This is a genomic window from Stenotrophomonas sp. YJH_SMC_80 (assembly GCF_059372495.1).
In genome coordinates this window covers 220,467-244,033 of record NZ_JCAFVP010000003.1, presented here as the reverse complement: position 1 = coordinate 244,033, position 23,567 = coordinate 220,467, and the positions used below count along the sequence as shown (strand labels likewise).

At 67.5% G+C, this 23,567-nt stretch carries 22 protein-coding genes; 15 read left to right on the top strand and 7 right to left on the bottom strand.

Features of this window, described 5'->3' with window-relative positions:
- Positions 1–146: 146 nt before the first annotated feature.
- The 3 genes from AC5P99_RS06850 (at position 147) to AC5P99_RS06840 (ending at position 3,687) form a co-directional block, all read left to right on the top strand.
- A complete protein-coding gene (locus AC5P99_RS06850; protein WP_495213030.1) occupies positions 147–1,700 on the top strand; it encodes an MASE1 domain-containing protein in 1,554 nt (517 codons plus the stop codon).
- Between the two features lie 96 nt (positions 1,701–1,796).
- Complete coding sequence (locus AC5P99_RS06845; RefSeq protein ID WP_088436324.1) at positions 1,797–3,140, top strand: diguanylate cyclase; 1,344 nt, start codon at positions 1,797–1,799, stop codon at positions 3,138–3,140.
- Between the two features lie 85 nt (positions 3,141–3,225).
- Positions 3,226–3,687, top strand: a complete 462-nt coding sequence (locus tag AC5P99_RS06840) for a bacteriohemerythrin (protein WP_004151683.1) — start codon at positions 3,226–3,228, stop codon at positions 3,685–3,687.
- Here the strand turns inward: AC5P99_RS06840 and AC5P99_RS06835 are convergent.
- A complete protein-coding gene (locus tag AC5P99_RS06835) occupies positions 3,668–4,960 on the bottom strand; it encodes an MFS transporter (RefSeq protein WP_174842179.1) in 1,293 nt (430 codons plus the stop codon). The genes AC5P99_RS06840 and AC5P99_RS06835 overlap by 20 nt on opposite strands.
- 156 nt (positions 4,961–5,116) lie before the next feature.
- Here AC5P99_RS06835 and AC5P99_RS06830 point away from each other — a divergent pair, with 156 nt between their 5' ends.
- The gene (locus AC5P99_RS06830; RefSeq protein WP_049451323.1) at positions 5,117–5,758 is read left to right on the top strand and encodes a hypothetical protein; all 642 of its coding nucleotides are present in this window, start codon (positions 5,117–5,119) and stop codon (positions 5,756–5,758) included.
- Between the two features lie 115 nt (positions 5,759–5,873).
- Here AC5P99_RS06830 and AC5P99_RS06825 read toward each other — a convergent pair whose 3' ends face one another.
- Positions 5,874–7,370: an aldehyde dehydrogenase gene (locus tag AC5P99_RS06825; RefSeq protein WP_495213004.1), complete on the bottom strand. Its 1,497-nt coding sequence runs from the start codon at positions 7,368–7,370 to the stop codon at positions 5,874–5,876.
- Positions 7,371–7,473: 103 nt separating this feature from the next.
- Here AC5P99_RS06825 and aptA point away from each other — a divergent pair, with 103 nt between their 5' ends.
- The 6 genes from aptA to AC5P99_RS06795 all read left to right on the top strand — a co-directional run bounded on the left by aptA (position 7,474) and on the right by AC5P99_RS06795 (position 13,692).
- Positions 7,474–8,826 carry an omega-aminotransferase AptA gene (aptA, locus tag AC5P99_RS06820; RefSeq protein WP_049451321.1) on the top strand — a complete coding sequence of 451 codons (1,353 nt, stop codon included), beginning with the start codon at positions 7,474–7,476 and terminating at the stop codon, positions 8,824–8,826.
- Positions 8,827–8,889: 63 nt separating this feature from the next.
- On the top strand, positions 8,890–9,768 hold the full coding sequence (locus tag AC5P99_RS06815) for a hypothetical protein (protein WP_049451320.1): 879 nt from the start codon (positions 8,890–8,892) through the stop codon (positions 9,766–9,768).
- A gap of 118 nt (positions 9,769–9,886) precedes the next feature.
- Positions 9,887–11,173 carry a DUF445 domain-containing protein gene (locus tag AC5P99_RS06810; RefSeq protein ID WP_024958724.1) on the top strand — a complete coding sequence of 429 codons (1,287 nt, stop codon included), beginning with the start codon at positions 9,887–9,889 and terminating at the stop codon, positions 11,171–11,173.
- Positions 11,174–11,420: 247 nt separating this feature from the next.
- Positions 11,421–11,735 carry a DUF3649 domain-containing protein gene (locus tag AC5P99_RS06805; protein WP_033834719.1) on the top strand — a complete coding sequence of 105 codons (315 nt, stop codon included), beginning with the start codon at positions 11,421–11,423 and terminating at the stop codon, positions 11,733–11,735.
- On the top strand, positions 11,732–13,366 hold the full coding sequence (locus tag AC5P99_RS06800) for a PepSY-associated TM helix domain-containing protein (RefSeq protein ID WP_262091505.1): 1,635 nt from the start codon (positions 11,732–11,734) through the stop codon (positions 13,364–13,366). The genes AC5P99_RS06805 and AC5P99_RS06800 overlap by 4 nt, the downstream gene beginning before the upstream one ends.
- Positions 13,363–13,692, top strand: coding sequence for a DUF3325 domain-containing protein (locus tag AC5P99_RS06795; protein ID WP_108270474.1), 330 nt, complete (start codon positions 13,363–13,365; stop codon positions 13,690–13,692). Before AC5P99_RS06800 ends, AC5P99_RS06795 begins: the two co-directional genes overlap by 4 nt.
- Positions 13,693–13,753: 61 nt before the next feature.
- Here AC5P99_RS06795 and rlmKL read toward each other — a convergent pair whose 3' ends face one another.
- Positions 13,754–15,892, bottom strand: coding sequence for a bifunctional 23S rRNA (guanine(2069)-N(7))-methyltransferase RlmK/23S rRNA (guanine(2445)-N(2))-methyltransferase RlmL (rlmKL, locus tag AC5P99_RS06790; protein WP_187757060.1), 2,139 nt, complete (start codon positions 15,890–15,892; stop codon positions 13,754–13,756).
- A 145-nt stretch (positions 15,893–16,037) separates the two neighbouring features.
- Positions 16,038–16,565 (bottom strand): alpha/beta hydrolase, encoded by a 528-nt coding sequence (locus tag AC5P99_RS06785; protein WP_024958728.1) that lies wholly within the window; start codon positions 16,563–16,565, stop codon positions 16,038–16,040.
- Between the two features lie 72 nt (positions 16,566–16,637).
- Here AC5P99_RS06785 and AC5P99_RS06780 point away from each other — a divergent pair, with 72 nt between their 5' ends.
- The gene (locus AC5P99_RS06780) at positions 16,638–17,204 is read left to right on the top strand and encodes an N-acetylmuramoyl-L-alanine amidase (RefSeq protein ID WP_108270476.1); all 567 of its coding nucleotides are present in this window, start codon (positions 16,638–16,640) and stop codon (positions 17,202–17,204) included.
- Between the two features lie 264 nt (positions 17,205–17,468).
- Here AC5P99_RS06780 and AC5P99_RS06775 read toward each other — a convergent pair whose 3' ends face one another.
- The 3 genes from AC5P99_RS06775 to AC5P99_RS06765 form a co-directional block, all read right to left on the bottom strand.
- Entirely contained in the window at positions 17,469–18,371 is a 903-nt protein-coding gene (locus tag AC5P99_RS06775) for a sulfurtransferase (RefSeq protein ID WP_049449715.1), read from the bottom strand.
- Positions 18,368–19,171, bottom strand: a complete 804-nt coding sequence (locus AC5P99_RS06770; protein WP_024957875.1) for a CoA pyrophosphatase — start codon at positions 19,169–19,171, stop codon at positions 18,368–18,370. The genes AC5P99_RS06775 and AC5P99_RS06770 overlap by 4 nt, the downstream gene beginning before the upstream one ends.
- A 215-nt stretch (positions 19,172–19,386) precedes the next feature.
- On the bottom strand, positions 19,387–20,088 hold the full coding sequence (locus tag AC5P99_RS06765) for an FKBP-type peptidyl-prolyl cis-trans isomerase (protein WP_005408797.1): 702 nt from the start codon (positions 20,086–20,088) through the stop codon (positions 19,387–19,389).
- Between the two features lie 167 nt (positions 20,089–20,255).
- On the opposite strand from AC5P99_RS06765, the gene AC5P99_RS06760 reads away from it, so the two are divergent.
- From AC5P99_RS06760 to AC5P99_RS06745, 4 genes are all read left to right on the top strand, one after another.
- Positions 20,256–21,038 (top strand): enoyl-CoA hydratase/isomerase family protein, encoded by a 783-nt coding sequence (locus AC5P99_RS06760; RefSeq protein WP_012479639.1) that lies wholly within the window; start codon positions 20,256–20,258, stop codon positions 21,036–21,038.
- Between the two features lie 4 nt (positions 21,039–21,042).
- A complete protein-coding gene (locus tag AC5P99_RS06755; protein WP_005408795.1) occupies positions 21,043–21,396 on the top strand; it encodes a hypothetical protein in 354 nt (117 codons plus the stop codon).
- Positions 21,396–22,085: an endonuclease III gene (gene nth, locus AC5P99_RS06750; RefSeq protein ID WP_012479638.1), complete on the top strand. Its 690-nt coding sequence runs from the start codon at positions 21,396–21,398 to the stop codon at positions 22,083–22,085. The genes AC5P99_RS06755 and nth overlap by 1 nt, the downstream gene beginning before the upstream one ends.
- Before the next feature lie 196 nt (positions 22,086–22,281).
- Positions 22,282–23,493 carry an OprO/OprP family phosphate-selective porin gene (locus AC5P99_RS06745; RefSeq protein ID WP_005408793.1) on the top strand — a complete coding sequence of 404 codons (1,212 nt, stop codon included), beginning with the start codon at positions 22,282–22,284 and terminating at the stop codon, positions 23,491–23,493.
- The last annotated feature ends 74 nt before the right edge of the window (positions 23,494–23,567 follow it).

Genomic DNA, 23,567 nt, shown 5'->3' with positions numbered 1-23,567 from the left:
GGCGCCGAATCCACCCCGTCGGATCTGGCGCCGGCGTGCAATTGCGCCCCCCTGCTTCCATCGATACTGTCATCCAATGGCGCGTCATGGCGCGTTCAAGCAACCCGCACGGCCGCTGCCATGTCACGAGCAAGGGAGGCTCGGGTTTGGACCGATTCAAGAAGGCAGTTGAACTGAGCTTCCGTATCCGGCCAGCCGGCATCGCACTCGCGGCCGTCTATGCACTGAGCTGCCTCGGCTCGCGTCAGTTCTCGCTGGATCAGTTCTTCCTGCCGGCGGGCATCCGCGCAGCGGCACTGCTGATCGTCCCGACCCGCCTGTGGCCCTACCTGCTGCTGGGCGAGTACGCGTACTTTGCAACGCTGCGCATCCCCATGATCGACACCTATGGCCTGGATTGGGTCATCCTGGCTTCGACGCTGCTGATGCCGATGGCGATGCTGGTGGTCTACCTGCATCGGATGAGAATGCCGTCCGAAGCAGCCACCGGTCTGTGGCTGCTGTCGCTGTCGTTCTGCACAGCGTTGTTCGTGCCGGGCCTCAACCTGGGCATTTCATATGTCCTATGGTCGAACCCACCACCCAGCAACCTGCTGGACGCGGTCGACCGGACGATCTTTGGCCACTTCGCCGCCATCATCACCCTGGTACCGTTGGCATTCCTCTGGTCGCAGCGGCAGGCCGACCCCGGTTGGACAGACCGTTTCGTCGCCCCTACCGCCTCGGCGATCCTGGTGATGCTGGTGCTGGGCCTGTGCATGCAATTGACACGCGCCGACGCCCACACGACGCGGACACACATGGTGCTGCTGGCCGCCCTGCCCGCCATCGCCCTGACCTTCATGCACGGGTGGCGCGGCGCAGCCATCGCGATTCCGTTGTTGAACCTCCCCCTGCACGGCGCAACGCCCAGCACTGGCCTGCCTTCCTCGTTCGACCTGGGCACGTTCGCCACCCAACAGAACATGGCGGTGATGAGTGTCGCACTGCTGGCACTCGGTTCCAGCATCAGCTATCACCATCAGCGCGCCCGGTCCCGCGGCCTGGCCGAGGCAACCACGCTGCGCCTGGCACGCGGCTCGCTTCAGACCAGCGAGCGTGAGCTGCGTGAACGGGCCGTCCACCTGAAGCACCTGGGCGAGGGCATGGACAATTCGCTCAGCGAGATGGTCAGCTGGCTGAAGTCCCAAGGCCACCATGCGGTCGCAAACAGCCTGCAGCACGCGTCGTCGGTACATTCACGGCTGTTTCGCGAACAGGCCAGCCTGGTCTATCCCACCGGACTGGAGCAGGTCGGGCTCTACATCGCGCTGCAAGCCGGCGGTGCATGCGAAATCTGGAACAACACGCATCGCGTCATTCCACCCAGGCTGGCGGGCAATCCCTGCCTGCTGACCGTGGATCTGCAACTGGCCATCTATCGCTCGCTGATCGAGGCGGTTTCACTTCTGCTGGAACTGGAAACCGGGCAGGTCTGCGTGCGCGCCCGAAGCGGTCGGGCAGGCAAGCGTCGCGGCATTGTTGCCGTGGTGAGCCTGCTCGACCGTGGTCGCCCGCTTTCCACGCGTACCACCCAACAGGCCGTCGAGCGCCTGGCCGGACGGATGCTTGCCTACGGCGGAACGGTCCACTGCCGCGGCAATCGGCTGCGGCTGGTCCTGCATGAACCGATCACCCACGCGTCGCCAGCGGCGGCCTGACGCGGAATCTGGCCCGGCGCGCAACGTTCGCCGCTAAAGTTACACTCGAAACCGCCGTTATCCGTGCCGAGCCCCTCCCTCGTGAGCCACCGCATCATGCCCGTCCTGCCGCAGGCCGCCGTCGATGGCGACCTGGCCGATCCGCTGCCGCAGCGGATCCTGCTGGTCGAAAACTCCCGCGCCTTCACCGGCATGCTGCGCGAGGCCATCGAGCAGCGCCTGGAACTGCCGGTGGTGATCGCCTCCACCCTGGCCGAGGCCGACCGCCTGCTGAGCGAAGGTGGCGGCTGGTTCCTGGTACTGACCGGGCTGGTCCTGGCCGATGGCGACCGCGACGCGGTGGTCGAGTTCTTCCTCAAGCGCGACCTGCCCACCGTGGTGGTCAGCGGCGTCTACGACGAGGACCTGCGCAAGCGCGTGCTGCAGCAGCAGATCATCGACTACGTGCTGAAGAACACTCCCGGCAGCATCGATTACCTGGTGTGGCTGGTGCAGCGACTGGAGCGCAACCGGCGCATCGCCGCGCTGGTGGTGGACGACTCACCGTCCGCGCGCGGTTACGCCGCAGCCTTGCTGCGCATGTACGGCCATGAGGTGCACGAAGCGGCCGATGGCAACGAAGGCCTGGCCGCGATCGAGGCGTATCCGGCGATCCGCCTCGCCGTGGTCGACCAGGAAATGCCGGGCATGCAGGGCGTGGAGTTCACCCGCCGCCTGCGCACCCTGCGCTCGCGCGACAAGGTGGCGGTGATCGGCATCTCCGGCAATACCGATGCATCGTTGATTCCGCGCTTCCTGAAGAACGGCGCCAACGATTTCCTGCGCAAGCCGTTCTCGCGCGAGGAATTCTTCTGCCGGGTCTCGCAGAATGTGGACCAACTGGAGCTGATCGGCACCCTGCAGGACCTGGCCACCCGCGATTTCCTCACCGGCCTGCCCAACCGCCGCTGCTTCCTGGAGCAGAGCCAGCGCCAGCTGCCGCAGCTGCAGCTGCACGGCCAGTGCGTGGCGGTGGCGATGATCGACATCGACCACTTCAAGCACATCAATGACACCCATGGCCACGAAGCCGGCGACGATGCGCTGCGCGCGGTGGCCGGCGCGGTGGCCACGCATGCACGCAGCCACGACCTGATCGCGCGCTTCGGCGGCGAGGAATTCTGCCTGCTGGTGCCGGACATGGAGCAGGACGAGGCGCTGCTGTACTTCGAGGAGCTGCGCCAGCGCATCGCCGCGCTGGAGGTGGACATCGGCACCGCCACGCTGCGCATGACGGTCAGCATCGGGCTGTGCTGCCTGCGCCCGCAGCGCGATGCACTGCACCGGCTGATCTCCGAAGCCGACCGCCAGCTGTACCTGGCCAAGGCCGGTGGCCGCAACCGGGTCAGCTGCACCACGGTCGCCAGCCCGCTGCGCCCACGCGAGCCGGCGCTGCCCTGACCGGTACGCTTTGATCCAGATCAACGCCGCCCGCGCCGGGCGGCTCTACAGTCGGCCCCGACATACGCATGAAGGGGAGCCGGGGATGGCACTACTGGTCTGGCAGGACGATCTGAACATCGGCATCGATGTGATCGACCAACAACACCGCCGCATCATCGAAATGCTCAACCACCTGCACGTGGCCCAGGCCAGCATGCAGCGTGCCGCAGTGGGTGAAGTGATCGACGAGGTGGTGGACTACACCATGTCGCACTTCGCGTTCGAGGAAGAGCTGATGGAGGAAGCGGGCTACCCGTTCTGTGCCGCGCACAAACGCGTGCATGAGGTCTTCATCAAGCGTGTCTCGGAGTACCGCATGCGCTTCCAGGCCGGCGAAGACATCAGTGACGAGCTGCGCACCATGCTCTCGCGCTGGCTGTTCAACCACATCCGTGGCGACGACCAGGCCTATGCCGAACAGGTCAAGGCGCACCTGAACCAGTTCGCCCGCGAACACCAGGGCGGCGGCTGGCTGGGTCGCACGCTCAAGCGCTTCTTTGGTTGAGCCGCAGCGCGCGCCGGTGCAGTGCCACCAGCGCGCACAGGGTGGCCACCGCGGTCAGGCACAGGTAATAACCCACCGCAACCAGGCCGAAGCGCTCGGCCAGCCAGGTGGCCAGGTACGGCGCCGGTGCCGCACCAAGGATGCCGGCCAGGTTGAATGACAGCGAAGCACCGGTGTAGCGCACTTCCACCGGGTAGATCTCGGCCAGGAAGGTGCCGCAGGGGCCGTAGGTCAGCCCCATCAGGAACAGGCCCAGGCACAGGAAGGCGGTGACCAGCCACGGGCTGTGCGGCTGGAACAACGGTGCGAACAGTACGCCGAAGCCGACGATCAGTACGCTGGCGACAATCATCGTGCGCCGCGTGCCCCAACGGTCGCCATAGCGCGCCGACAGCGGGATGCCCAGCGCGAAGAACAGCATGCCGGCCATCTGCATCAGCAGGAACTGCTCGCGGCTGTAGCCCAGCACCGCGGTGCCATGACCAAGGCTGAACACCGTCATCAGGTAGAACAGCACGAAGGTGGCGAAGGCGCCCAGCGTGCCGAGCAGCATCGGTACCGGGTGGTCACGCAGTACCGTCCACATCGGCAACCGCACCGGCGCCTTGCGCTCCAGCGCCTTCTTGAAGTCCGGCGTCTCGTGGATGTTCAGGCGCACCCACAGGCCAAGGCCGACCAGCAGTGCGCTGGCCACGAACGGAATGCGCCAGCCCCACTGCAGGAAGTCGTTCTGGCTCAGGCAGCGGCCGAGCACGAGGAAGATGCCGGCCGACAGCAGGAAGCCGAGCGGTGCGCCCAGCTGCGGGAACATGCCGTACCAGGCGCGCTTGCCCGGCGGCGCATTCTCGGTGGCCAGCAGCACCGCCCCACCCCACTCGCCGCCCAACCCCAGGCCCTGGCCGAAACGGCACAGCGCCAGCAGCGCCGGCGCCCACAGCCCGATCTGCGCATGGGTCGGCAGCAGGCCGATCAGCACCGTGGACAGGCCCATGGTCAGCAGCGCGGCGACGAGGGTGGCCTTGCGACCGATGCGGTCGCCGAAATGGCCGAACACCGCCGAGCCGACCGGACGCGCGATGAACGCCACCGCGAAGGTCGCCAGTGACTGCAGCAGGGCCGCCTGCTCACTGCTGTCCGGAAAGAACAGGTGCGGGAACACCAGCACGGCGGCCGTGGCGTAGATATAGAAATCGAAGAATTCGATGGTGGTGCCGATCAGGCTGGCCAGCAGGACACGACGGGGGGAATTCACGGGCGGCGCGGCAGCAGTGATCGTCGACATCGGCAACACGGGTAACGGCGGATCGCCCGATTCTGCCACGGGCCGATGGCCGCACGGGACGATGGTTTCAGCCGACACCGATGCCAACGGAATTTTTCCGGCCGCCGGCTAGGCTGCGCCACCGGTCCCTGCATGGATGCCTTGCCCATGGCTGCAGTTGCGTTGTCATGCTCCGATTCGCCGAAGCTGCCGCGGATGGCGGCGTGGCTGGTGGTACTGCTGGTGCATGGCGGGCTCGCTCTGTGGCTGCTGGACAGCGGCCGGATCGAACTGCGCAGCGGTGAGGGCCCGCGGATCTCGCTGCATTGGCTGCCACCGGAACCGCCGGCGCCGGTACCTCAACAGCCCGCCTTGCCCTCCGCAAAGATGACGCGTCCGGCCGCATCGATGATGCCCCGCCCTGCTCCGGTTGCACAGGCAGAGAGCGCCCTGCCTGCCCCGGGGAACGTGGCTGCAGTGGCGCCACTGATCCTGAGCCTGCCTGCGGGCAGCATCGACGGTGGTGACGGCATCAGCGCAGCTGGCGTGGCGCCGCGCCTGATCGGTCGGCGCGAGGTCCATCCTGCGTTCGGGCCTCGCCGCAATTACTTCCGGATCCGTCGGCAGATGAGCCCCGAGCAGATCGTGCATGGCGTGGCGCAACTGCTGGGGCTTTGGCCGCCGGGATACATCGTCGACCCGTGCGAACTGGGTAAACAGGACATGGACTATTTCCAGAACGCGGTCGAAGAAGCCGACCGCGACATGCTGCGTGCGGCAGTGCTGCAGGTGAGTGCCCGCTGCCGGTAGCTCGACGGCTGTCTGCTTTCTGTAGAGTCGAGCAAGGCTCGACTGCTCTTCGCGAGAAGCAGTCGAGCAGGGCTCGACGCTACAAAGAACGAACAGCGGTCAAGCAGCCACGTCGTTACAGCTGGATCCAGGTGGCCTTGATCTCGCTGTACTTGTCGAACGCATGCAGTGACTTGTCGCGCCCATTGCCGGACTGCTTGTAGCCACCGAACGGTGCGGTCATGTCGCCACCATCCCAGCCGTTCACCCACACGCTGCCGGCGCGCAGCTGGCGTGCGACACGATGGGCGCGGCCGAGGTCGCGTGTCCACAGGCCCGCCGCCAACCCATAGCGGCTGTCATTGGCCACGCGCACCGCCTCCGCTTCATCCTCGAAACCAAGTACCGCCAGCACCGGGCCGAACACCTCCTCGCGTGCCAACGCGTGGTCCGGACGCACCTGGTCGAACACCGTGGGCTGCACATAGCAGCCGCCGGCCTCCACCTCGGCCCGATGGCCGCCGAGCAGCAGGCGGGCGCCCTCGCCTTCGGCCCGTGCGATATCGGCCAGCACCTTGTCCACGTGCTCGGCATCGACCAGCGCGCCCATCGGTGCATCGGCCTCCAGTGGATGCTGCGGCTGCATATGCTGGCCGTAGGCAATCACCTGGTGCACGAAGTCCTCACGGATCGAGCGCTGCACCAGCAGCCGCGAGCCGGCGGTGCAGACTTCGCCCTGGTTGAAGAAGATGCCCTGCGCCACGGCCTTGGCCGCTGCGTCCAGGTCCGGTGCGTCGTCGAACACCAGGTGCGGGCTTTTGCCACCGCATTCCAGCCAGACCCGCTTGAGGTTGGACTGTCCCGCATGCTCCAGCAGCTTCGCGCCGGTGGCGGTGGAACCGGTGAAGGCCAGCACGTCCACATCCATGTGCAGCGCCAACGGTTCACCGACGCGCGTACCGTGGCCTGGCAATACGTTCAGCACGCCGTCCGGCAGGCCCGCCTCAGCGGCCAGCGCGGCCAATCGCAACGCACTCAAGGGCGACCGCTCGGAAGGCTTGAGCACCACCGAATTGCCCATGGCCAGCGCAGGCGCGATCTTCCAGCAGGCCATCAGCAACGGAAAGTTCCATGGCACGATCGCTGCGACCACGCCGGCTGGCTCGCGCGTGACCAGGCCCAGCTCGTGTGGGCCAGTCGGTGCGACTTCGCCGTACAGCTTGTCCACCGCTTCGGCGGTCCAGCGCAGGCAGCGCACCACGCCGGGCAGGTCGATACGGCGTGCGTCGCGCACCGGCTTGCCCATGTCCAGGGTTTCCAGCAGGGCCAACTCATCAGCGTGCTTTTCCACCAATGCCGCCAAGGCCAGCAACACCCGCTTGCGATGGGCCGGGCTGGCCTCTGACCAGTGGCCCGCATCGAAGGCACGCCGCGCCGACCGCACTGCGCGCTCCACGTCCTCTGCATCGCAGTCGGCGACCACCCCCAGCACGCGCCCATCAATCGGGCTGATGCAGTCGAAGCGCGCGCCGCTGGCAGCGTCGGTGTAACGACCATCAATGAAGGCCTGTGCGGGTATCGAAAGCTGCTGGGCCAGCACCTGCCAGTGGCTGCGGTCGGGAAAGTCGGCCATGTCGGGCTCCTCGGAACAGTTTCCCCGGTTATACCGGCGCGGCCGCGACTCCGCCGTGACGTGGCTGCGCTACATTTCCCCCATCGGACCCGATGGAGCTGGCATGAAGCGTTCCGCGAGCGACCTGCACGATCTGGCTACCCAACGCCCGGAGTCATTGGAGGCGTACTGGATGCCGTTCACCGCCAACCGCCAGTTCAAGGCCGCGCCGCGCATGCTGGTACGCGCCGAAGGCATGCACTACGAGGACGTCGACGGTCGCCAGATCCTCGATGGCACCGCCGGCCTCTGGTGCTGCAACGCGGGCCATGCCCGCCCACGCATCGTCGAGGCCATCGTCGAGCAGGCACGCACGCTCGACTACTCGCCGGCCTTCCAGATGGGCTCACCGCCGGCCTTCGCGCTGGCGCAGCGACTGGCCGCATTGGCGCCGACGCCACTGAACCATGTGTTCTTCACCAGCTCCGGCTCGGAGGCGGTGGATACCGCGATGAAGATCGTGCTGGCCTACCACCGCCAGCGTGGCGAGGGCCAGCGCACGCGTTTCATCAGCCGCGAGAAGGCCTACCACGGCGTGGGCTTCGGCGGCATGGCGCTGGGCGGCTTGCCCAACAACCGCAGGGCGTTCGGCCTGCAGCTGGGCGGCGTGGACTACCTGCGCCACACCCTGGACCTGCAGCGCAATGCGTTCAGCAAAGGCCTGCCGCGCCAGGGCGCCGAGCTGGCCGATGACCTGGAACGACTGATCGCACTGCATGACGCCTCAACCATCGCGGCGGTCTTCGTCGAACCCATTGCCGGTTCCGCCGGGGTGATTCTGCCGGCGCCGGGCTACCTGCAGCGCCTGCGCGAGCTGTGCGACCACCACGGCATCCTGCTGGTGTTCGACGAGGTCATCACCGGTTTCGGCAGGGTCGGCATGCCATTCGCCGCACAGCGTTTCGGGGTCACCCCCGACCTGCTGACCTTCGCCAAGGCGGTCAGCAACGGCGCAGTGCCGCTGGGCGGCGTGCTGGCCAGCGACGCCGTGCATGCAACCCTGATGCAGGCACCGCCACAGGCCATCGAGCTGTTCCATGGCTATACCTGTTCGGGGCATCCGCTGGCCTGCGCGGCCGCACTGGCCACGCTGGAGGTCTACGCCGAGGAGCGCCTTTTCGAGCGCGCCATCGAGCTGGGCGAGTACTGGCAGGAACGGCTGCATGCGCTGCAGGGCCTCCCCAACGTGATCGACATCCGCAACTTCGGCCTGGTCGGCGCGGTCGAGCTGGCGCCTCGCCGCGATGCGCCGGGCAGCCGGGGCTACGAGGTCTATCGGCGCTGCTTCCACGACGGCGGGCTGCTGGTGCGCTGTACCGGTGACATCATCGCGCTGTCGCCCCCGCTGATCGTGGACAAGGCGCAGATCGACCAGATCACCGGCACGCTGGGCGAGATGATCCGGGCCACTGCCTGAGCCCTGGCCGGCGGCGGCGAGCGGGTACAATGGGCGGTTCCGCTCCTGCTCGCTGCCGTGCCCATGGATATCGTCGTCAAAGAAGAACTCAAGGCCTATATCGACCCGCTGACTGCGGACGAACATGACGCGCTGGAGCGCAGCATCCTGGCCGAGGGCTGTCGTGACGCGCTGGTCCTGTGGGGCAACGTACTGGTCGACGGCCACAATCGCTTCGGCATCTGCCAGAAGCATGGCCTGCCCTTCAACACCGTACAGAACACCCGCTTCCAGAGCATGGAAGACGTGCACCTGTGGATGATCGAGCAGCACCTGGGCCGTCGCAGCGTGTCCGACTTCCAGCGCGGCGTGCTGGCGCTGCGCAAGCGCGACATCCTGGCCGCCCGCAAGCAGATCGAGCAGGCGCAGCTGCAGCGCGAGAGCGATGGCACTGCCGACGTCACCGATGAGGCCGGTGAAGACAGCCCGCCGTGGGAACCGGCGCCGAAGATCAGCCGAGCCGAGCTGGCCCGCGAAGCCAAGCTGAGCACCAGCCAGGTTGGCATGATCGAGCGCATCCACGCCCAGGCCGCGGCCGAGGTGGTGGAAGCGGTCAAGGCCGGCGTGATCTCGATCAGCGCCGCCGCCGCCGTGGCTGACCTGCCGGAAGAAGAGCAGCGCGCCGCCGCCGCCGGTGGCAAGGACGAGCTGAAGCAGGCCGCCAAGCGCGTGCGCGAGTCCAAGCGCAAGCCGCGTGCGCCGAAGCCGGAAGCAGCCGAGATGGATTTCGAGGAGGCAAATGAGGACGAGATCGCCAGCCGCGATGCCGAGGTGCTGTCGGCGCTGGAGCAGCTGGGCGAGGACGCAACGGCGCTGCGCCGTCGGGTGGTCGCGCTGACCCGCGAGAACGACACCCTGCGCGCGCAACTGGCCGCGCTGCGCAAGCAACTGGAAGCGCTCTGAACCAAGGGGTAGTGCCGGCCGCTGGCCGGCAACGCCATGAACGTATCGGGTGCGTTGAGGTTGCCGGCCAGCGGCCGGCACTACCAGATGCTCATGCCGTGCCGGTTAGACTTCCGGCATGACGTCTGCCAACGACCCGCGCCGCGCTCAGCTGCGGCGCCTGAAAGCCCTCGCGCTGGGCCTGCTGCTGTTGATGCTGGCCGGTTTCGCGGTCAGCCACTGGCAGGGCGAGCGCGGCATCTGGGCCTGGGTTTCGGCGTTCTGCGAGGCCGCAGCCGTGGGCGCACTGGCCGATTGGTTCGCCGTGGTCGCGCTGTTCCGGCGGCCGATGGGCCTGCCGATCCCGCACACCGCGATCATCCCGCGCAGCAAGGAACGCATCGGCGACAGCCTTGCGCTGTTCGTGCGCGACCAGTTCCTGGAGCCGGGCGTGCTGCTGGCCAAGCTGCAGGTGTTCGATCCGGCCAGCCGCCTCGGCAGCTGGCTGGCCGACCCGGCACGCTCGCGCATGCTGGCCGACATGGCCCGCGGCTGGGCGCTGCAGGCACTGGATTTCTTCGACGAAACCGCCGTGCGCCGGCAGCTGCACGGCTTCGTTGTGCAGCAGTTGCGGCAGTGGAATGCCGCTGCCACTGCCGGTGAGCTGCTGGCCCTGCTGACCGCCGATGGTCGCCATCAACGCGTGCTGGACGAAGGCCTGCAGCGGCTGGGCCGCTGGCTCGAGCAGCCCGAGGTGAAAGAACGCGCCTCGCAGCTGATCGTGCGTTACATCCAGCGCGAATGGCCGACGCTGTCGAGCACGGTGAACTGGGTCAAGCCGATTGACGAGATCGGCGACAGCCTGGCCGAGCGCCTGGCCCGCGCGGTACTGGAAGAGCTGCAGCAGGTACTGGCCGAGCCGCAGCATCCGCTGCGCCAGGACTACGAGAGCTGGCTGCAGAATTACGTGCAGCGCCTGCGCGAGGACCCGGCCCTGGCCGAGCGCATCGAACAGCTCAAGCAGGAAATGATCGACCATCCGGCCCTGCAGGACTACGTGCAGGGGTTGTGGGCGCGCATCCACGCCAGCCTGCGCGCGGACCTGCAGCGCGAGGACTCGGCGCTGGTCGGCCACCTGCAACGCAGCCTGGGTTCGCTCGGTGCCAGCCTGCAGGCCGACCCGGCGCTGCGCGAGGCCCTCAACCAGCACCTGCTGGAAGGCGCGCAACGCCTGACCGGCCGCCTGCGCGAAGGCGTGACCACGCATATCGCGCAGACCGTGAAGGGCTGGGACGAGCGCCATCTGGTGGAACAGCTGGAACTGAGCGTGGGCCGCGACCTGCAGTTCATCCGGTTCAACGGCACCCTGGTGGGTGGCCTGATCGGCCTGCTGCTGCATGCGGCGACAGTGGTGTTCAGGTTCTAGGCCTCAACCCGCCCCTCGGGTCATCACGCTTGATTCATAAAATGCGAATGCCTATCATTTACTGATCGGTTGTACGCTTAGCCAATCGGGTGCGGAAGACGCACCCATCGCCCGTGTACATCCCCGACCTCTGGACTGCCCGTCTGCGCGGGCCGTGCTTTGTCGATGGGACACGCTGGGGCGACATGCGCAGGGCGCAAGGGGGCCGCGGACGCGTTCCATCCCCTCTCCTACCTGCAGGAATGCCGTGGACCGCTCGCCCGCAACCGCCAGCCCCCGCACCTTCTTTTCCAACCCGCGCTGGGGCGTGCTGTCACGCTCGTTGGCCGCGATCTTCGGCGGTTACGCGCTGGCTTCGGTGACCAGCGTGTTCTGCGCCGTGGCCCTGCCCGGCGCACGTGGCCAGACCGTGCTGACCGGCATGCTGCTGGCCATCCTGGTCGCCGCCTGTGCGGCACTGTGGGCATTCGCTACCCGCAGCGCGCTGCGCGCCTGGGTCGGCATCCTCGCGCCCGCGCTGCTGATGGCCGCCATTGCGCGCCTGATGGGGGCCTGGGCATGAAGAACGGATTCCGCCAGTCGATGGCCTGGCTGCACACCTGGACCGGGCTGCTGGTTGGCTGGTTGCTGCTGCTGATCTTCATGGCTGGCACGGCCAGCTACTACCGCGAGGAAATCAGCCGCTGGATGCGTCCGGAACTGCCGTCCAGCAACGTCAGCATCGACGTCGCCGCACAGCGCGCGGTGGACTACCTGCAGGCCAACGCCGCGCAGGCCGAAAACTGGTTCGTCACACTGCCGCAGCCGCGCAACCCGGCCATGCAGATGTTCTGGCGGTTGCCGCCGGAACTGGCCGATCCCAGCCGTGGCCGCCGCGGTGGCTTCGGCGACGCCACGCTGGACCCCAACACCGGCCAGGCATTGAAGGCGCGCGAGACCCGCGGCGGCGACTTCTTCTACCGCCTGCACTTCGACCTGCACTACATCCCGGTGCTGTGGGCACGCTATCTGGTCGGCTTCTGCGCGATGTTCATGCTGGTGGCGATCATCACCGGCGTCATCACCCACAAGAAAATCTTCAAGGACTTCTTCACCTTCCGCAAGGACAAGGGCCTGCGTTCCTGGCTTGATTTCCACAACGTCAGCGCGGTGATGGCCCTGCCCTACCACGCGATGATCACCTACACCGGCATTGTGACGTTGATGATCATGTACCTGCCGTGGGGGGTAAAGGTGGCCTACCCGCAGGACGAGGACCAGTTCTTCTTCGAGGCCTTCGGTGGCATGCCGGAGGTGACCGCACCGGCCGAAGGCCGCGCCGCGCCGCTGCCGATCGCACAGCTGTTGGACAGCGCACGTGCACACTGGCACGGCATGGAAGTGGCCGGCTTCACCGTATCCAACCCGGGCGCGGCCAATGCGGTGATCGACATCCGCCAGCGTGACGGCAAGCGCCTGTCCACCGACACCCCGGCCGTGCGCTACGACATGGTCAGCGGTGCGCTGCTGGAAGAGACGCCACCGTCGGGCGGAGCTACCGCGACCCGTGGCGTGCTGTATGGCCTGCACCTGGCCCGCTTCGCCGACTGGGGCCTGCGTGCACTGTTCTTCCTGTCCGGCCTGGTCGGCTGCCTGATGGTCGCCAGCGGTGTGGTGCTGTGGGCGGTGAAGGAACGCCCGAAGCATGCCAAGAGCGGCCGCACCGGCTTCGGCCTGCGCCTGGTCGATGCGCTGAACATCGGCACCGTGGCCGGCCTGCCGATTGCCTTTGCCGCCTACTTCTGGGGCAACCGCCTGCTGCCACTGGACATCGCCGAGCGCGCGAGTGCGGAAGCCAACGTGTTCTTCTATGCCTGGGGCACGGCCCTGCTGGCCGCCTTCATCTGGCCCAAGCGGATGATGTGGGCGTGGCAGCTGTACCTGGGCGCAGCCGCGTTCGCACTGGTGCCGGTGGTCAATGCCCTGACCACGCACGCGCATCTGGGCATCACCCTGCGCAGTGGTGACTGGGTGTTGGCTGGCGTCGATCTGTCGATGATCGCCTTCGGTGCGATGCTGGCGTTGTGCGGCTGGCGCATGCAGCACTGGACGCCACCACTGTCTGCTGCCGAGAAGAAGAAGCGTGCGGCGGCTGCGGCGCCCAAGGCACCGGTCGAAGCGGCGGACGCTGCCGAAGCGGAGGCCAGCGCATGATGCTGCTGGCGTTGACCCTGTCGTTCTCCGCGTTCACCGCGCTGTCGATGGCGATGGAAAAGCACCAGCACGATCTGCACGGCAAGGCGGCAGCCCCCGCGGCACGGCGCACGCAGTGGCGGGCGCTGGGCTGGGCCCTGCTGACGGTGGCGTTCGCGCTGTGCGTGGCCGACCACGGCTGGGCGATGGGCCCGGTGCTGTGGCTGGGCGCGATGACCGTGGGCGGCGTGGTGCTGTCGTTCGGGCTGTACCCGTACCGACCGAAATGGATCGCGCCACTGGCGATCGCGCTGCCGGTGGCCGGGCTGCTGGTGGCGTTGGTGTAGCAGAGCCATCGGGGTCGGATCCCCTGCGATTCGCGCAGGAGATCCGACGCCGGACGTCGACTTACCCCAACCGCTTCAATTCCCACGCGCGGTGGATGCGCGCGTTGCGCTCGAAGTCCGGGCCGATGGTGCGCGCGGTGATCTCGCGGCACTGGGCGAATTCGGCGATGGCGTTTTCTTCCAGCTTGAAGCGGCGGAAGTTGTTGGAGAAGTACAGCACGCCGCCGGGCGCCAGCCGCGCCACGGCTGCACGCAGCAGCTTGATCTGCTCGCGCTGCACGTCGAAGTCATCGGCGCGCGCCGAGTTGGAGAACGTCGGCGGATCGCAGAAGATCACGTCGTACTGGCCACGGTCACCCTCCAGCCAGGCCATCGCATCGGCCTGCACCAGAAGGTGCTGGTTACCGCCCTGCCCGTTCAACGCCAGGTTGTCGTAGCACCACTGCAGATAGGTGGCCGACAGGTCGACGCTGGTGGTGCTGGCGGCACCAGCGACGGCCGCCTGCACGCTGGCCACACCGGTGTAGCAGAACAGGTTGAGGAAACGCTTGCCACGCGCCTGCTCGGCCATCATCCGGCGCAGCGGGCGGTGGTCGAGGAACAGGCCGGTGTCCAGGTAGTCGAACAGATTCACCTGCAGCAGCGCGTTGTTCTCGCGCACCACGATGAACTCATCGCGCTGCTCGAAGCGGCCGTACTTGCTGCCGCCCTTGCCGCGCTCGCGCGACTTCATCGAGACCTGCTCCGGCGGCACGCCGAACACCTCACGCGCGGCCGCCAGCAGTTCGTTGCGGCGACGGCGCACGTCGTTCTCGGGAATTGCAGCCGGTGCAGCGTATTCCTGCACGTGCAGGAAGGTACGGCGCTTGCCACCGTCTTCCTCGTAGACGTCGATGGCGGCCGCGTACTCCGGCAGATCGGCGTCATAGGCGCGGAAGCAGGTGATGTCTTCGCGGGCACGCCAGCTCTTGAACTTCTTCAGGTTCTTGCGCAGGCGGTTGGCCACCATCTGCGCACCTTCGCTCAACTCGCGCGGCTGCGCCGGGTCACGGCCCGGCACGGCGATCGGGTCGCAGACGATCAGCGCACATTCCAAGGCACCGTTGAACATCTGGTACTTCTTGCCGGCACGCAGGCCGGTGGCGAAGGCCAGTTCGTCGTTGCCGCACAGCAGGCTGGCGCGCCACTGCGGCACCGCCTTCTGCAGGGCATTGCCCAGTGCACGGTACAGCGCCGGATCGGCGGCCAGGCGTTCGTCGTAGGGCGGGTTGCAGACCACCGCACCGATCTCCTGTTCCGGCGCGGCCAGGTCGGCCACATCGGCGCGGGTGAAGCGGATCGCGTGGGCGACGCCCGCGACCTCGGCATTCTCGCGTGCCGCCTGGATCGCGGTCGGGTCGATGTCGCTGCCGTGGATGACCGGCTTCAGCGCGGCCAGGCCTGCGGCCTCACGATCACGCGCTTCGCTCTGGATGGTCTTCCAGGCGGCCTTGTCGAAGCCCAGCCAGCGGCTCGGCGGCAGGCTGCCATGGCGCATCAGGCCAGGGGCAACGTCGGCAGCCATCAGCGCGCCTTCGATCAGCAGGGTGCCGCTGCCGCACATCGGGTCCAGCAGGCCACCACCGGCAGCGTGCAGGCGCGGCCACTGCGCGCGCAGCAGCAGCGCGGCGGCCAGGTTTTCCTTCAGCGGTGCCTCGTGGGCGGCACCACGCCAGCCACGGCGATGCAGCGGGCCGCCGCCGAGATCGATCGACAGCGAGGCACGGCCCTTGCGCAGCGACAGGTTGACGCGCACATCGGGCAGATCGGTGTTGACCGAGGGGCGTTCCAGTCCCTCATCGCGCATGCGGTCGACGATGGCGTCCTTGATCCGCTGGGCGGCAAAGCGGGCGTGGGTGATCTTGTCGCCGGACACATGTGCGTCCACCGCCAGGGTCATCTCCGGCTTGATGTGCTCATGCCACGGCAGCGCACGCACGCCGTCATACAGGGCCTGCTCGTCCGGGCACTCGAACTCGTCGATCGGCCACAGCACGCGGCTGGCCAGGCGCGACCACATCACGATCCGCAGCGCCTGCTCCAGTTCGCCCTCGGCGTTGACGCCGGCAATGGTGGCAGTGGCCTTGCCAAGGCCCAGGGCCGACAGTTCATCGGCAAGCAGGTATTCCAGGCCCTTGGCGCAGGAGACGAAGAATTTCACGGGATCGGTTCGCAGGTGGTCGGGCGCGGCACAGGGGCCGGGCCGGTCGGAAAGGAGGGCCGTAGGCACGGCCGGCAGGCCCGCGCCAGGGGCGGCGGGGCTGCCATTGTAGTCAATGCGGGCGGGCGCGCCGTGCGCCCGGGCTTCACAGTTGCCGCAACAGGCGCTCGAAGGCCTGCGCGGAGGCCTCCACGTGGCGTTCCAGGCGGTGGCCGTCGTCGACCAGCAGCAGCTGCGCCGAACGCGCCTGCGCCCAGGCGATGACCCCGGCGGCCGGGACCACATCGTCATGCCAGGCCTGCACCACGGTGGTCGGCACGGCGGCGGCATCCAGCGCCGGCATTGGGCCCATGGTGGTGGGCGGCACCATCAGGAACAGGCCGGCCACCGGCACCTGCAACGAGGCGATGGCGGAGATGTAGGCGCCCAGGCTGGAGCCGGCCAGCACCACCGGCCCCTGCCGGGCAGCGATGGCGGCGCGCTCGACCAGGCGGCGCAGGCGGGTCGGCACGTCGCCCACCCGGCTGACCTCGCTCATCGCGTCCAGGTCGGTGTAGTCGGGGCGCTCGTGGGTCCAGCCCAGGCGCTGTGCCACCTCGGCCAGCGCGGTGACCTTGGTCGCCTCCGGGCCGCTCTCGAAGCCGTGGGACAGGATGCAGTGGCCGCGGCTCATGCGTGCGCTCCGCACGAACGGGCCGACAAGGAAAGGGAAGGCAGGTTCATGCCGCAATGCTAGCATCGCCGGATGCCCAACCCGCTCCTGCCCGGCCTGCAGCTGCAGCCCCTGCCCTACGAAGACCGCCTGCCACTGCGCGACCCGGCCACGCTGGAGATGGTGGTGATCCACTGCACCGAGCTGCCGGATCTGGCGATGGCCCGCGAGTACGGCGAGCGTGTGCTGTACGACAGTGGTGCCGGCAACAGCGGGCATTTCTACATCGACCGCGATGGCAGCGTGGTGCAGTACGTGGCACCGGAACGGGTGGCCCACCACGTGCGCGGCATGAACGCGCATACGCTGGGCATCGAGCTGGTCAATACCGGGCGCTACCCGCACTGGTTCGACAGCCGTCACCAGGCGATGGGCGAGGCCTACACCGAGGCGCAGCTGGAAGCGCTGGAGCGGCTGCTGCTGGCGCTGGTGGCACGCTATCCGTCGCTGCAACGGATTGCCGGGCATGACCAGCTGGATCGGGAGCAGGTGCCGGCCAGCGATGATCCGACGCTGATGGTGGCGCGCAAACGTGATCCGGGGCCGTTGTTCCCGTGGGCGCGGGTGCTGGCGAAGGTGCCGCTGCAGCCGGTTGGGTAAGCGGCAGGGCTGCGCCCTGCCCCGCAGAAGCAACGTCAACGTCAAGAGCTCGCATTCCGAGGGATGGCGGGGTGGGGCCGGTTGCGGGGGACGCCGTAAACCCGTCCATGGGGGCTTGGCCGCGGCATCCATGCCGCGGACACCCCCGCAACCGGACCCACCCCGCCTTCGACAGATTTCTGCCGCTGTTGGTGGGTGCCGACCGTTGGTCGGCACGGGGTCAGAGCCGTTTTCCGTTGGAAAACGGATCCGACCCCGCGCTTCTCAGGCGCCGGTCGCCACCGGGCGGCTGCTGTCGCTCACCCAACCGCTCCAGGAGTCGGCGTAGATGCGTGCGCCGCTCAGGCCTGCGCTTTCCATCGCCAGCAGCAGGTGGCAGGCGGTCACGCCGGAGCCGCACATCAGCACCACCTGCTGCGGATCACGGTTGCCGATCACACCCTGCAGCTCGACGCGCAGTTCCTGTGCATCGCGCAGCCGGCCGTCAGCGACGTTCAACGCAAACGGACGGTTGACCGCGCCGGGTACGTGGCCGGCGACCGGGTCCAGCGGCTCGACTTCGCCGCGGAAGCGTTCGCCCGCGCGTGCGTCGACCAGCCAGCCCGGCGCGTGCTTCAGGCGTGCGCTGATCTCCTCGGCATTGGCGATCTGGGTGGTGTCGAAACGGCCCGGGTAAGCCGGCAGCGCGGTCACCTCATCCGGCCCCGTCGCCAAAGGTTGCCGTGCGGCCTGCCACGCGGCGATACCACCATCGAGCACGGCCACCTTGCTGTGCCCGATCAGGCGCAGCAGCCACCACAGGCGCGAAGCGGCCATGCTGCCGTCGCTGCCGTCGTAGACCACCACCTGCGTGTCGGGGCCGATGCCCCACTGCCCGAGCTTCGCGGCGAAGGCATCGCTGTCCGGCAGCGGATGGCGACCATGGCCGACGCGCGACAGATCGGACAGGTCACGATTCAGATCGGCATACACCGCACCCGGGATATGACCTGCCAGGTACTGGCCGCTGCCCGCCTGCGGATCGGCCAGCGAGGAACGCGCATCAACCACGCGCACCGCGGTGCTGGCGGTGGCGCGTGCGTCGACCACGCGGATGCCCTCGCCCAGCGCAGCGGCCAGGGTGGCGACATCGACCAGGGTGGTCCACGGCGGATCGATCGGGTTCATTGCACTTGCTCCAGGCGGCGACGCAGGTTGTAGAGAATGGCCGCGGTGGCGCCCCAGATGCGCTGGCCGGGCCAGCTGTACTCAAGGACGTGACGGATGCGGCCGCGATGGTTGATTTCGACCTGGCGCAGGTTGTCCGCCGCCATCAGGTAGTCCAGCGGCACCTCGAACACCTCGGCCACTTCGCTGGGCTGCGGCACCGGCACGAAGTCCGGATCGACCACCGCCACCACCGGGGTGACCCGATAGCCGGTGATCGTCACGAAGGGATCGAGATAGCCCAGCGCCTGCACCTGGCCCGGAGCCAAGGCGATTTCTTCCTGGCTCTCACGCAATGCTGCCGCCAGTGCGTCGCGGTCGTCGGGCTCGGTGCGGCCGCCGGGGAATCCGACCTGGCCACCGTGCGTGCGCAGGGTTTCGGTGCGACGGGTGAGGATCACCTGCGCGCCACTGGCGCGCGGCACGATTCCCGCGAGCACGGCCGCTTCCACCGGAGGCCCGGGCGGCAGCAGATCGATCAGTTCGCTGCGGTTCCAGCCATCGCCGGCCGGCGGATCGGCCAACGGATGCAGCGCGCGCATCAAACGTTCGTGGTCGGCCAGCGAGCCGCGCAGTGATTGCTGGAGCTGCGCCCGCAACGGCTGCACGCGATGCAGGATGCGACTGCGTTCGTCGTTGCTCATCGACGACCACCGTGCGATTTCATCGATATGACGCCCGCAGCCGGTGCACTGCCGGTGCGGATCCAGCGTGCACACTCCGATGCAGGGACTTGCGACAACACGCGCCGTTTCTTCCATTGTTTGCACCCGGCAACAGTAGCGCGAACGGGCTGAATTTGCGCGGGTGGGCCGGTCGGACGGTAGAGTCGACTGTCAGTCGACTAGCGCGCAGCGCGGGCGTTTCCCCGATGTGACCCAAGAGCAGTCGACTGACAGTCGACTGTACCGTCAGGCACTGCGCAAACAAAAACGCGCCGGTGGAATCACCGGCGCGTTTGGTTTACTGCTTCGATTTACTTGACGCTGACCAGCTTGATCTCGAACTGCACAGCCACGTTCGGCGGGAACGGGGTGCGCGGGTCCGCACCGTAGGCCTGGTCCGGCGGCAGGGTGACTTCCCACTTCGAGCCGGCCGGCATCTGCAGCAGGGTCTCGCGCATGGCCTTCATTTCGACTTCGCTGACCTTGATCGACGGGATCTGCTGGGCCGGGCGGGCTTCGGTCGGGCGCTGGCCGTACGGGAACGGACCGGCCACTTCCAGCTGCACGGTGCTGGCCTGGGTCGGCTTGGCACCCTTGCCGGCTTCGATCACGCGGTACTGGACGCCGCTCGGCAGCGACTGCACGCCGGCCTTGGCCTTGTTCGCCGCGATGAACTGATCGCTCTTGGTCTTGTTTTCGGCAGCAGCCTTCTCGTACTCGGCCTTGGCAGCCTGGGCACGGCCCTGCTCGCGCTTCTGGAACGCTTCAACGGCCGGCTTCAGCTGCTCGGCGGTGATCGCCGGCTGCTTCTTGGCGTAGGCATCCTGCAGGCCCTTCACCACCGAGTTGATGTCCAGCTGCTCACCACGACCGGTCAGCTCCGCCAGGTTGTTGCCGTAGTCGTAACCGAAGTAGTAGCTCAGCTTGCCCTTTTCGGACGAGACGTCCTGGGCGAAGGCATTGCCCGTCAGGGCCAGGGCCGCGACGGCGACCGCGATAGAACGCAACTTCATCAAACAGTTCTCCAGGGGTGGTAACTCAGGGACGTTCTGCGCCGCCCTGAGGCGACGGGTTAGGATAACGGGCGCAACGTGTAACCGCTACTCACGATGCAGGCTATGACCCGTCTGCGTTCGCGGAGTTCAATATCACTTTTTTTTAACGTTCCAGGAGTTTCCCCGTGGCCGATGCCCTGATCGCTGTCACCGACGACGGCGCCATCCGCACCGTGACCGTCCAGCGCCCGGACAAGCTCAACGCCCTGAACGCCGCGACCCTGCAGGCCCTGGCCGAGGCCTTCAGCGCCGCCGCAGCAGACCCGGAGATCCGCGTGGTGGTGCTGACCGGTGCCGGCCCGAAGGCGTTCGTGGCTGGCGCTGACATCGCCGAGATGAACACACTCAGCGCGGTTCAGGGACGTGATTTCTCGCTGCTGGGCCAGGCCCTGATGCGCCAGATCGAGCGCATGCCCAAACCGGTCATCGCCCGCGTCAACGGTTTTGCCCTGGGCGGCGGCCTGGAACTGGCCATGGCCTGCCACCTGCGCATTGCCGCCGATACCGCCAAAGTCGGCCAACCGGAAATCAATCTCGGGCTGATTCCCGGCTTCGGCGGCAGCCAGCGCCTGCTGCGCCTGTGCGGCCGCGCCGCCACCCTGGAGCTATGCCTGCTGGGTGCACCGATCAATGCCGCACGTGCGCTGGAACTGGGGATCGTCAACGAGGTGGTACCGGCCGACGCGCTGGACAACCGCGTGCAGGACATCGCCCGGCAGCTGGCACGCTCGGCGCCGCTGGCCCTGCGCGGCCTGCTCGATGCGGTGCACGTGGGCGGCGAATGCAGCCTGGAAGCCGGGCTGGAATACGAAAGCGCACAGTTCGGCCTGCTGTTCGCCACCGAGGACATGCGCGAGGGAACCAGCGCCTTCCTGCAGCGTCGCCCGCCGGCCTTCCAGAACCGCTGACGCCATGGCATCCCGACCCAACCCCGCGCAGCTGTTTGCCCGGGTCCAGGCAGACGATCTCGATGGCGCCCTGCAGGCCGGGCTGATGGACTATGTCGCCCGCGCCGACGACGCGCAGTTGCTGCCCGGCCACCCGGAACTCCCGCAGCGGTTGCAGCAGGCCCAGCAGCAGCTTCAGGCCGCCTGGGCGGCACGCGAACGCTACCGCGCGCGTGCGGTGCGACTGGCCCGCCGCGAAGCCGAACGCGACGCGCGGCGCACGCCCGCCCCGGCGCCGGACGTGAAGCCCGCCCTGCCCGCCGCGGCCGCCGCCATCCTCGCCCGGGCCAAGGCCCGCGCCAGCGGCAAGGAGCAGTAATGGCGACCACGAAGAAAACCGCACGCGCCCCGGCGCGGCGTGGCGGCACGATGCCGCGCGCCGACGTGGTGGAAATGTTCACCCGCCTGCGCGAACTCAACCCGCACCCGAAGACCGAACTGGAGTACAGCTCGCCGTTCGAGCTGCTGGTGGCGGTGGCGCTGTCGGCGCAGGCCACCGACGTCGGCGTCAACAAGGCCACGCGCCGCCTGTTCCCGGTGGCCAACACGCCGGCGAAGATCCTCGCGCTTGGCGAAGAAGGACTGAAGCAGTACATCGCCACCATCGGCCTGTTCAACGCCAAGGCGAAGAACGTGATCGCCACCTGCGCGATCCTGCTGGAAAAGCACGGCGGTGAAGTGCCGCGCGATCGCGATGCGCTGGAAGCACTGCCGGGCGTGGGCCGCAAGACCGCAAACGTGGTGCTCAACACCGCGTTCGGCGAGCCGGTGATGGCGGTGGACACGCATATCTTCCGCGTCTCCAACCGTACCGGCCTGGCCCCGGGAAAGAATGTGCGCGAAGTGGAAGACAAGCTGGTGAAGGTGATCCCCGCCGAGTTCCTGCTCGACGCGCATCACTGGCTGATCCTGCACGGACGTTATGTGTGCAAGGCGCGCAAGCCGGATTGCCCGGGATGCGTGATCGCCGATCTGTGCCGGTTCAAGGACAAGACCCCGGCCGAGTGACGGCCGCATCCATGCAGGGCGTGGATCGACTGCAACCAAGGCGCAATCCGGGCGTCATACGCAAGCGGGTTCAATGGCAGGCCCTGCCGTGACGGGGCCTGCGGTGGATGTCTGCCGCGCGTGAACTGTCACATTTACGCAATCTTTACCTTCTAGCCTGCGCGCATCTTCCCACCTGCCTGCAAGGCTCCTCTCCATGAAACTGCATCACCAACTCCTGACGGTGGCCGTGGCTGCTGCGCTGTATGTGCCGGCTGCACACGCCGAAGTCGCCATCGACGTGATCGGCGGTTCGGAAATCACCTTCGAAGGCCTGGTCCAGGCCGATGGCAACTGGTTCCACAACGATGTGGTCGACCTCAACGGTGGCGACGCCGGCAACGGCAAGAACAGCGAATTCGAACTGCGTCGCGCCGAGCTGGTGCTGAAGGGCAAGGGCCCGGGCAACGTGGAGTGGGTGGTCGGCTATGACGCCAAGGCCGACAAGTTCCTCGACACCAACGTGAAGTACAAGCTGCTGGGCAACGCCAACCACTTCCTGCAGCTGGGCCAGTTCAAGCAGCCCAACAGCCTGGAAGAACTGTCCAGCACCAAGAACAACGATTTCATTTCCAAGGCAGCGGTCACCAACACCTATGCCATCGCCCGCCGCCTGGGCGGCGCGTACAGCTACGGCCAGGACAACTGGTCGGTGACTGCCAGCGCCTTCGGCCGCGAGCTGACCCGCAACCTGGCCCACGGCAGCGGCTACGGCGCGCGTGGCACCTGGGCCCCGATCAATGAAAAGGGCCAGGTCCTGCACTTCGGACTGAGCTACGTCAACTACGACACCGACGCCGACACCCTGCGCGTGCGTGCACGTCCGAATGCCGACCTCGCCACGGCCCGCCTGGTCGACAGCGGCAACCTGACCGACACCGACCGCGTCAGCACCATCGGTGCCGAAGCGATGTACTTCCAGGGCCCGTTCAAGGCCCAGGCCGAGTACTACACCAGCAAGGCCAAGCGCTACGACCACGACAACTACACCAGCGACGGCTATTACATCAGCGGCGTGTGGAACGTCACCGGCGAGACCTGGAGCTACAAGGGCGGGACCCCGGGCACCGGCCTGCCGAACAACCCGGCCGGCGGCCAGTGGCAGCTGGGCGTGCGCTACGACCACATGGACCTCAATGACGGCAACCTCGCCGCCAACCCGGTTGCCGGTCGCCCGCCGATCGTCGATGGCGTGCTGGGTGGCAAGATGGACATCTGGACCGTTGGCGCCAACTGGTACCTGCGTTCCAACTTCAAGCTGATGCTCAACTACGTGATGGTCGACAGCAAGAAGTACAGCTCCACGGCGCGCGGTTTCGTCAACGATGATCCCAACATCCTGGAAGCCCGCGCGCAGTTCTTCTGGTAAGTCCAGCCCCCTGCGTTGACCCGCGAAGGCACGGCCCCGGCCGTGCCTTCGTCGTTGCATCGGTAGCCGCGCTG

What these genes read in the sequence shown, in the direction of transcription:
- AC5P99_RS06845 (WP_088436324.1), top strand. Translation starts at nt 1,797, where the DNA reads ATGCCCGTCCTGCCGCAGGCCGCCGTCGATGGCGACCTGGCCGATCCG.
- AC5P99_RS06840 (WP_004151683.1), top strand. Translation starts at nt 3,226, where the DNA reads ATGGCACTACTGGTCTGGCAGGACGATCTGAACATCGGCATCGATGTG.
- AC5P99_RS06830 (WP_049451323.1), top strand. Translation starts at nt 5,117, where the DNA reads ATGGCTGCAGTTGCGTTGTCATGCTCCGATTCGCCGAAGCTGCCGCGG.
- AC5P99_RS06825 (WP_495213004.1), bottom strand. Translation starts at nt 7,370, where the DNA reads ATGGCCGACTTTCCCGACCGCAGCCACTGGCAGGTGCTGGCCCAGCAG.
- aptA (WP_049451321.1), top strand. Translation starts at nt 7,474, where the DNA reads ATGAAGCGTTCCGCGAGCGACCTGCACGATCTGGCTACCCAACGCCCG.
- AC5P99_RS06815 (WP_049451320.1), top strand. Translation starts at nt 8,890, where the DNA reads ATGGATATCGTCGTCAAAGAAGAACTCAAGGCCTATATCGACCCGCTG.
- AC5P99_RS06810 (WP_024958724.1), top strand. Translation starts at nt 9,887, where the DNA reads ATGACGTCTGCCAACGACCCGCGCCGCGCTCAGCTGCGGCGCCTGAAA.
- AC5P99_RS06800 (WP_262091505.1), top strand. Translation starts at nt 11,732, where the DNA reads ATGAAGAACGGATTCCGCCAGTCGATGGCCTGGCTGCACACCTGGACC.
- AC5P99_RS06795 (WP_108270474.1), top strand. Translation starts at nt 13,363, where the DNA reads ATGATGCTGCTGGCGTTGACCCTGTCGTTCTCCGCGTTCACCGCGCTG.
- AC5P99_RS06785 (WP_024958728.1), bottom strand. Translation starts at nt 16,565, where the DNA reads ATGAGCCGCGGCCACTGCATCCTGTCCCACGGCTTCGAGAGCGGCCCG.
- AC5P99_RS06780 (WP_108270476.1), top strand. Translation starts at nt 16,638, where the DNA reads ATGCCCAACCCGCTCCTGCCCGGCCTGCAGCTGCAGCCCCTGCCCTAC.
- AC5P99_RS06775 (WP_049449715.1), bottom strand. Translation starts at nt 18,371, where the DNA reads ATGAACCCGATCGATCCGCCGTGGACCACCCTGGTCGATGTCGCCACC.
- AC5P99_RS06770 (WP_024957875.1), bottom strand. Translation starts at nt 19,171, where the DNA reads ATGGAAGAAACGGCGCGTGTTGTCGCAAGTCCCTGCATCGGAGTGTGC.
- AC5P99_RS06765 (WP_005408797.1), bottom strand. Translation starts at nt 20,088, where the DNA reads ATGAAGTTGCGTTCTATCGCGGTCGCCGTCGCGGCCCTGGCCCTGACG.
- AC5P99_RS06755 (WP_005408795.1), top strand. Translation starts at nt 21,043, where the DNA reads ATGGCATCCCGACCCAACCCCGCGCAGCTGTTTGCCCGGGTCCAGGCA.
- nth (WP_012479638.1), top strand. Translation starts at nt 21,396, where the DNA reads ATGGCGACCACGAAGAAAACCGCACGCGCCCCGGCGCGGCGTGGCGGC.
- AC5P99_RS06745 (WP_005408793.1), top strand. Translation starts at nt 22,282, where the DNA reads ATGAAACTGCATCACCAACTCCTGACGGTGGCCGTGGCTGCTGCGCTG.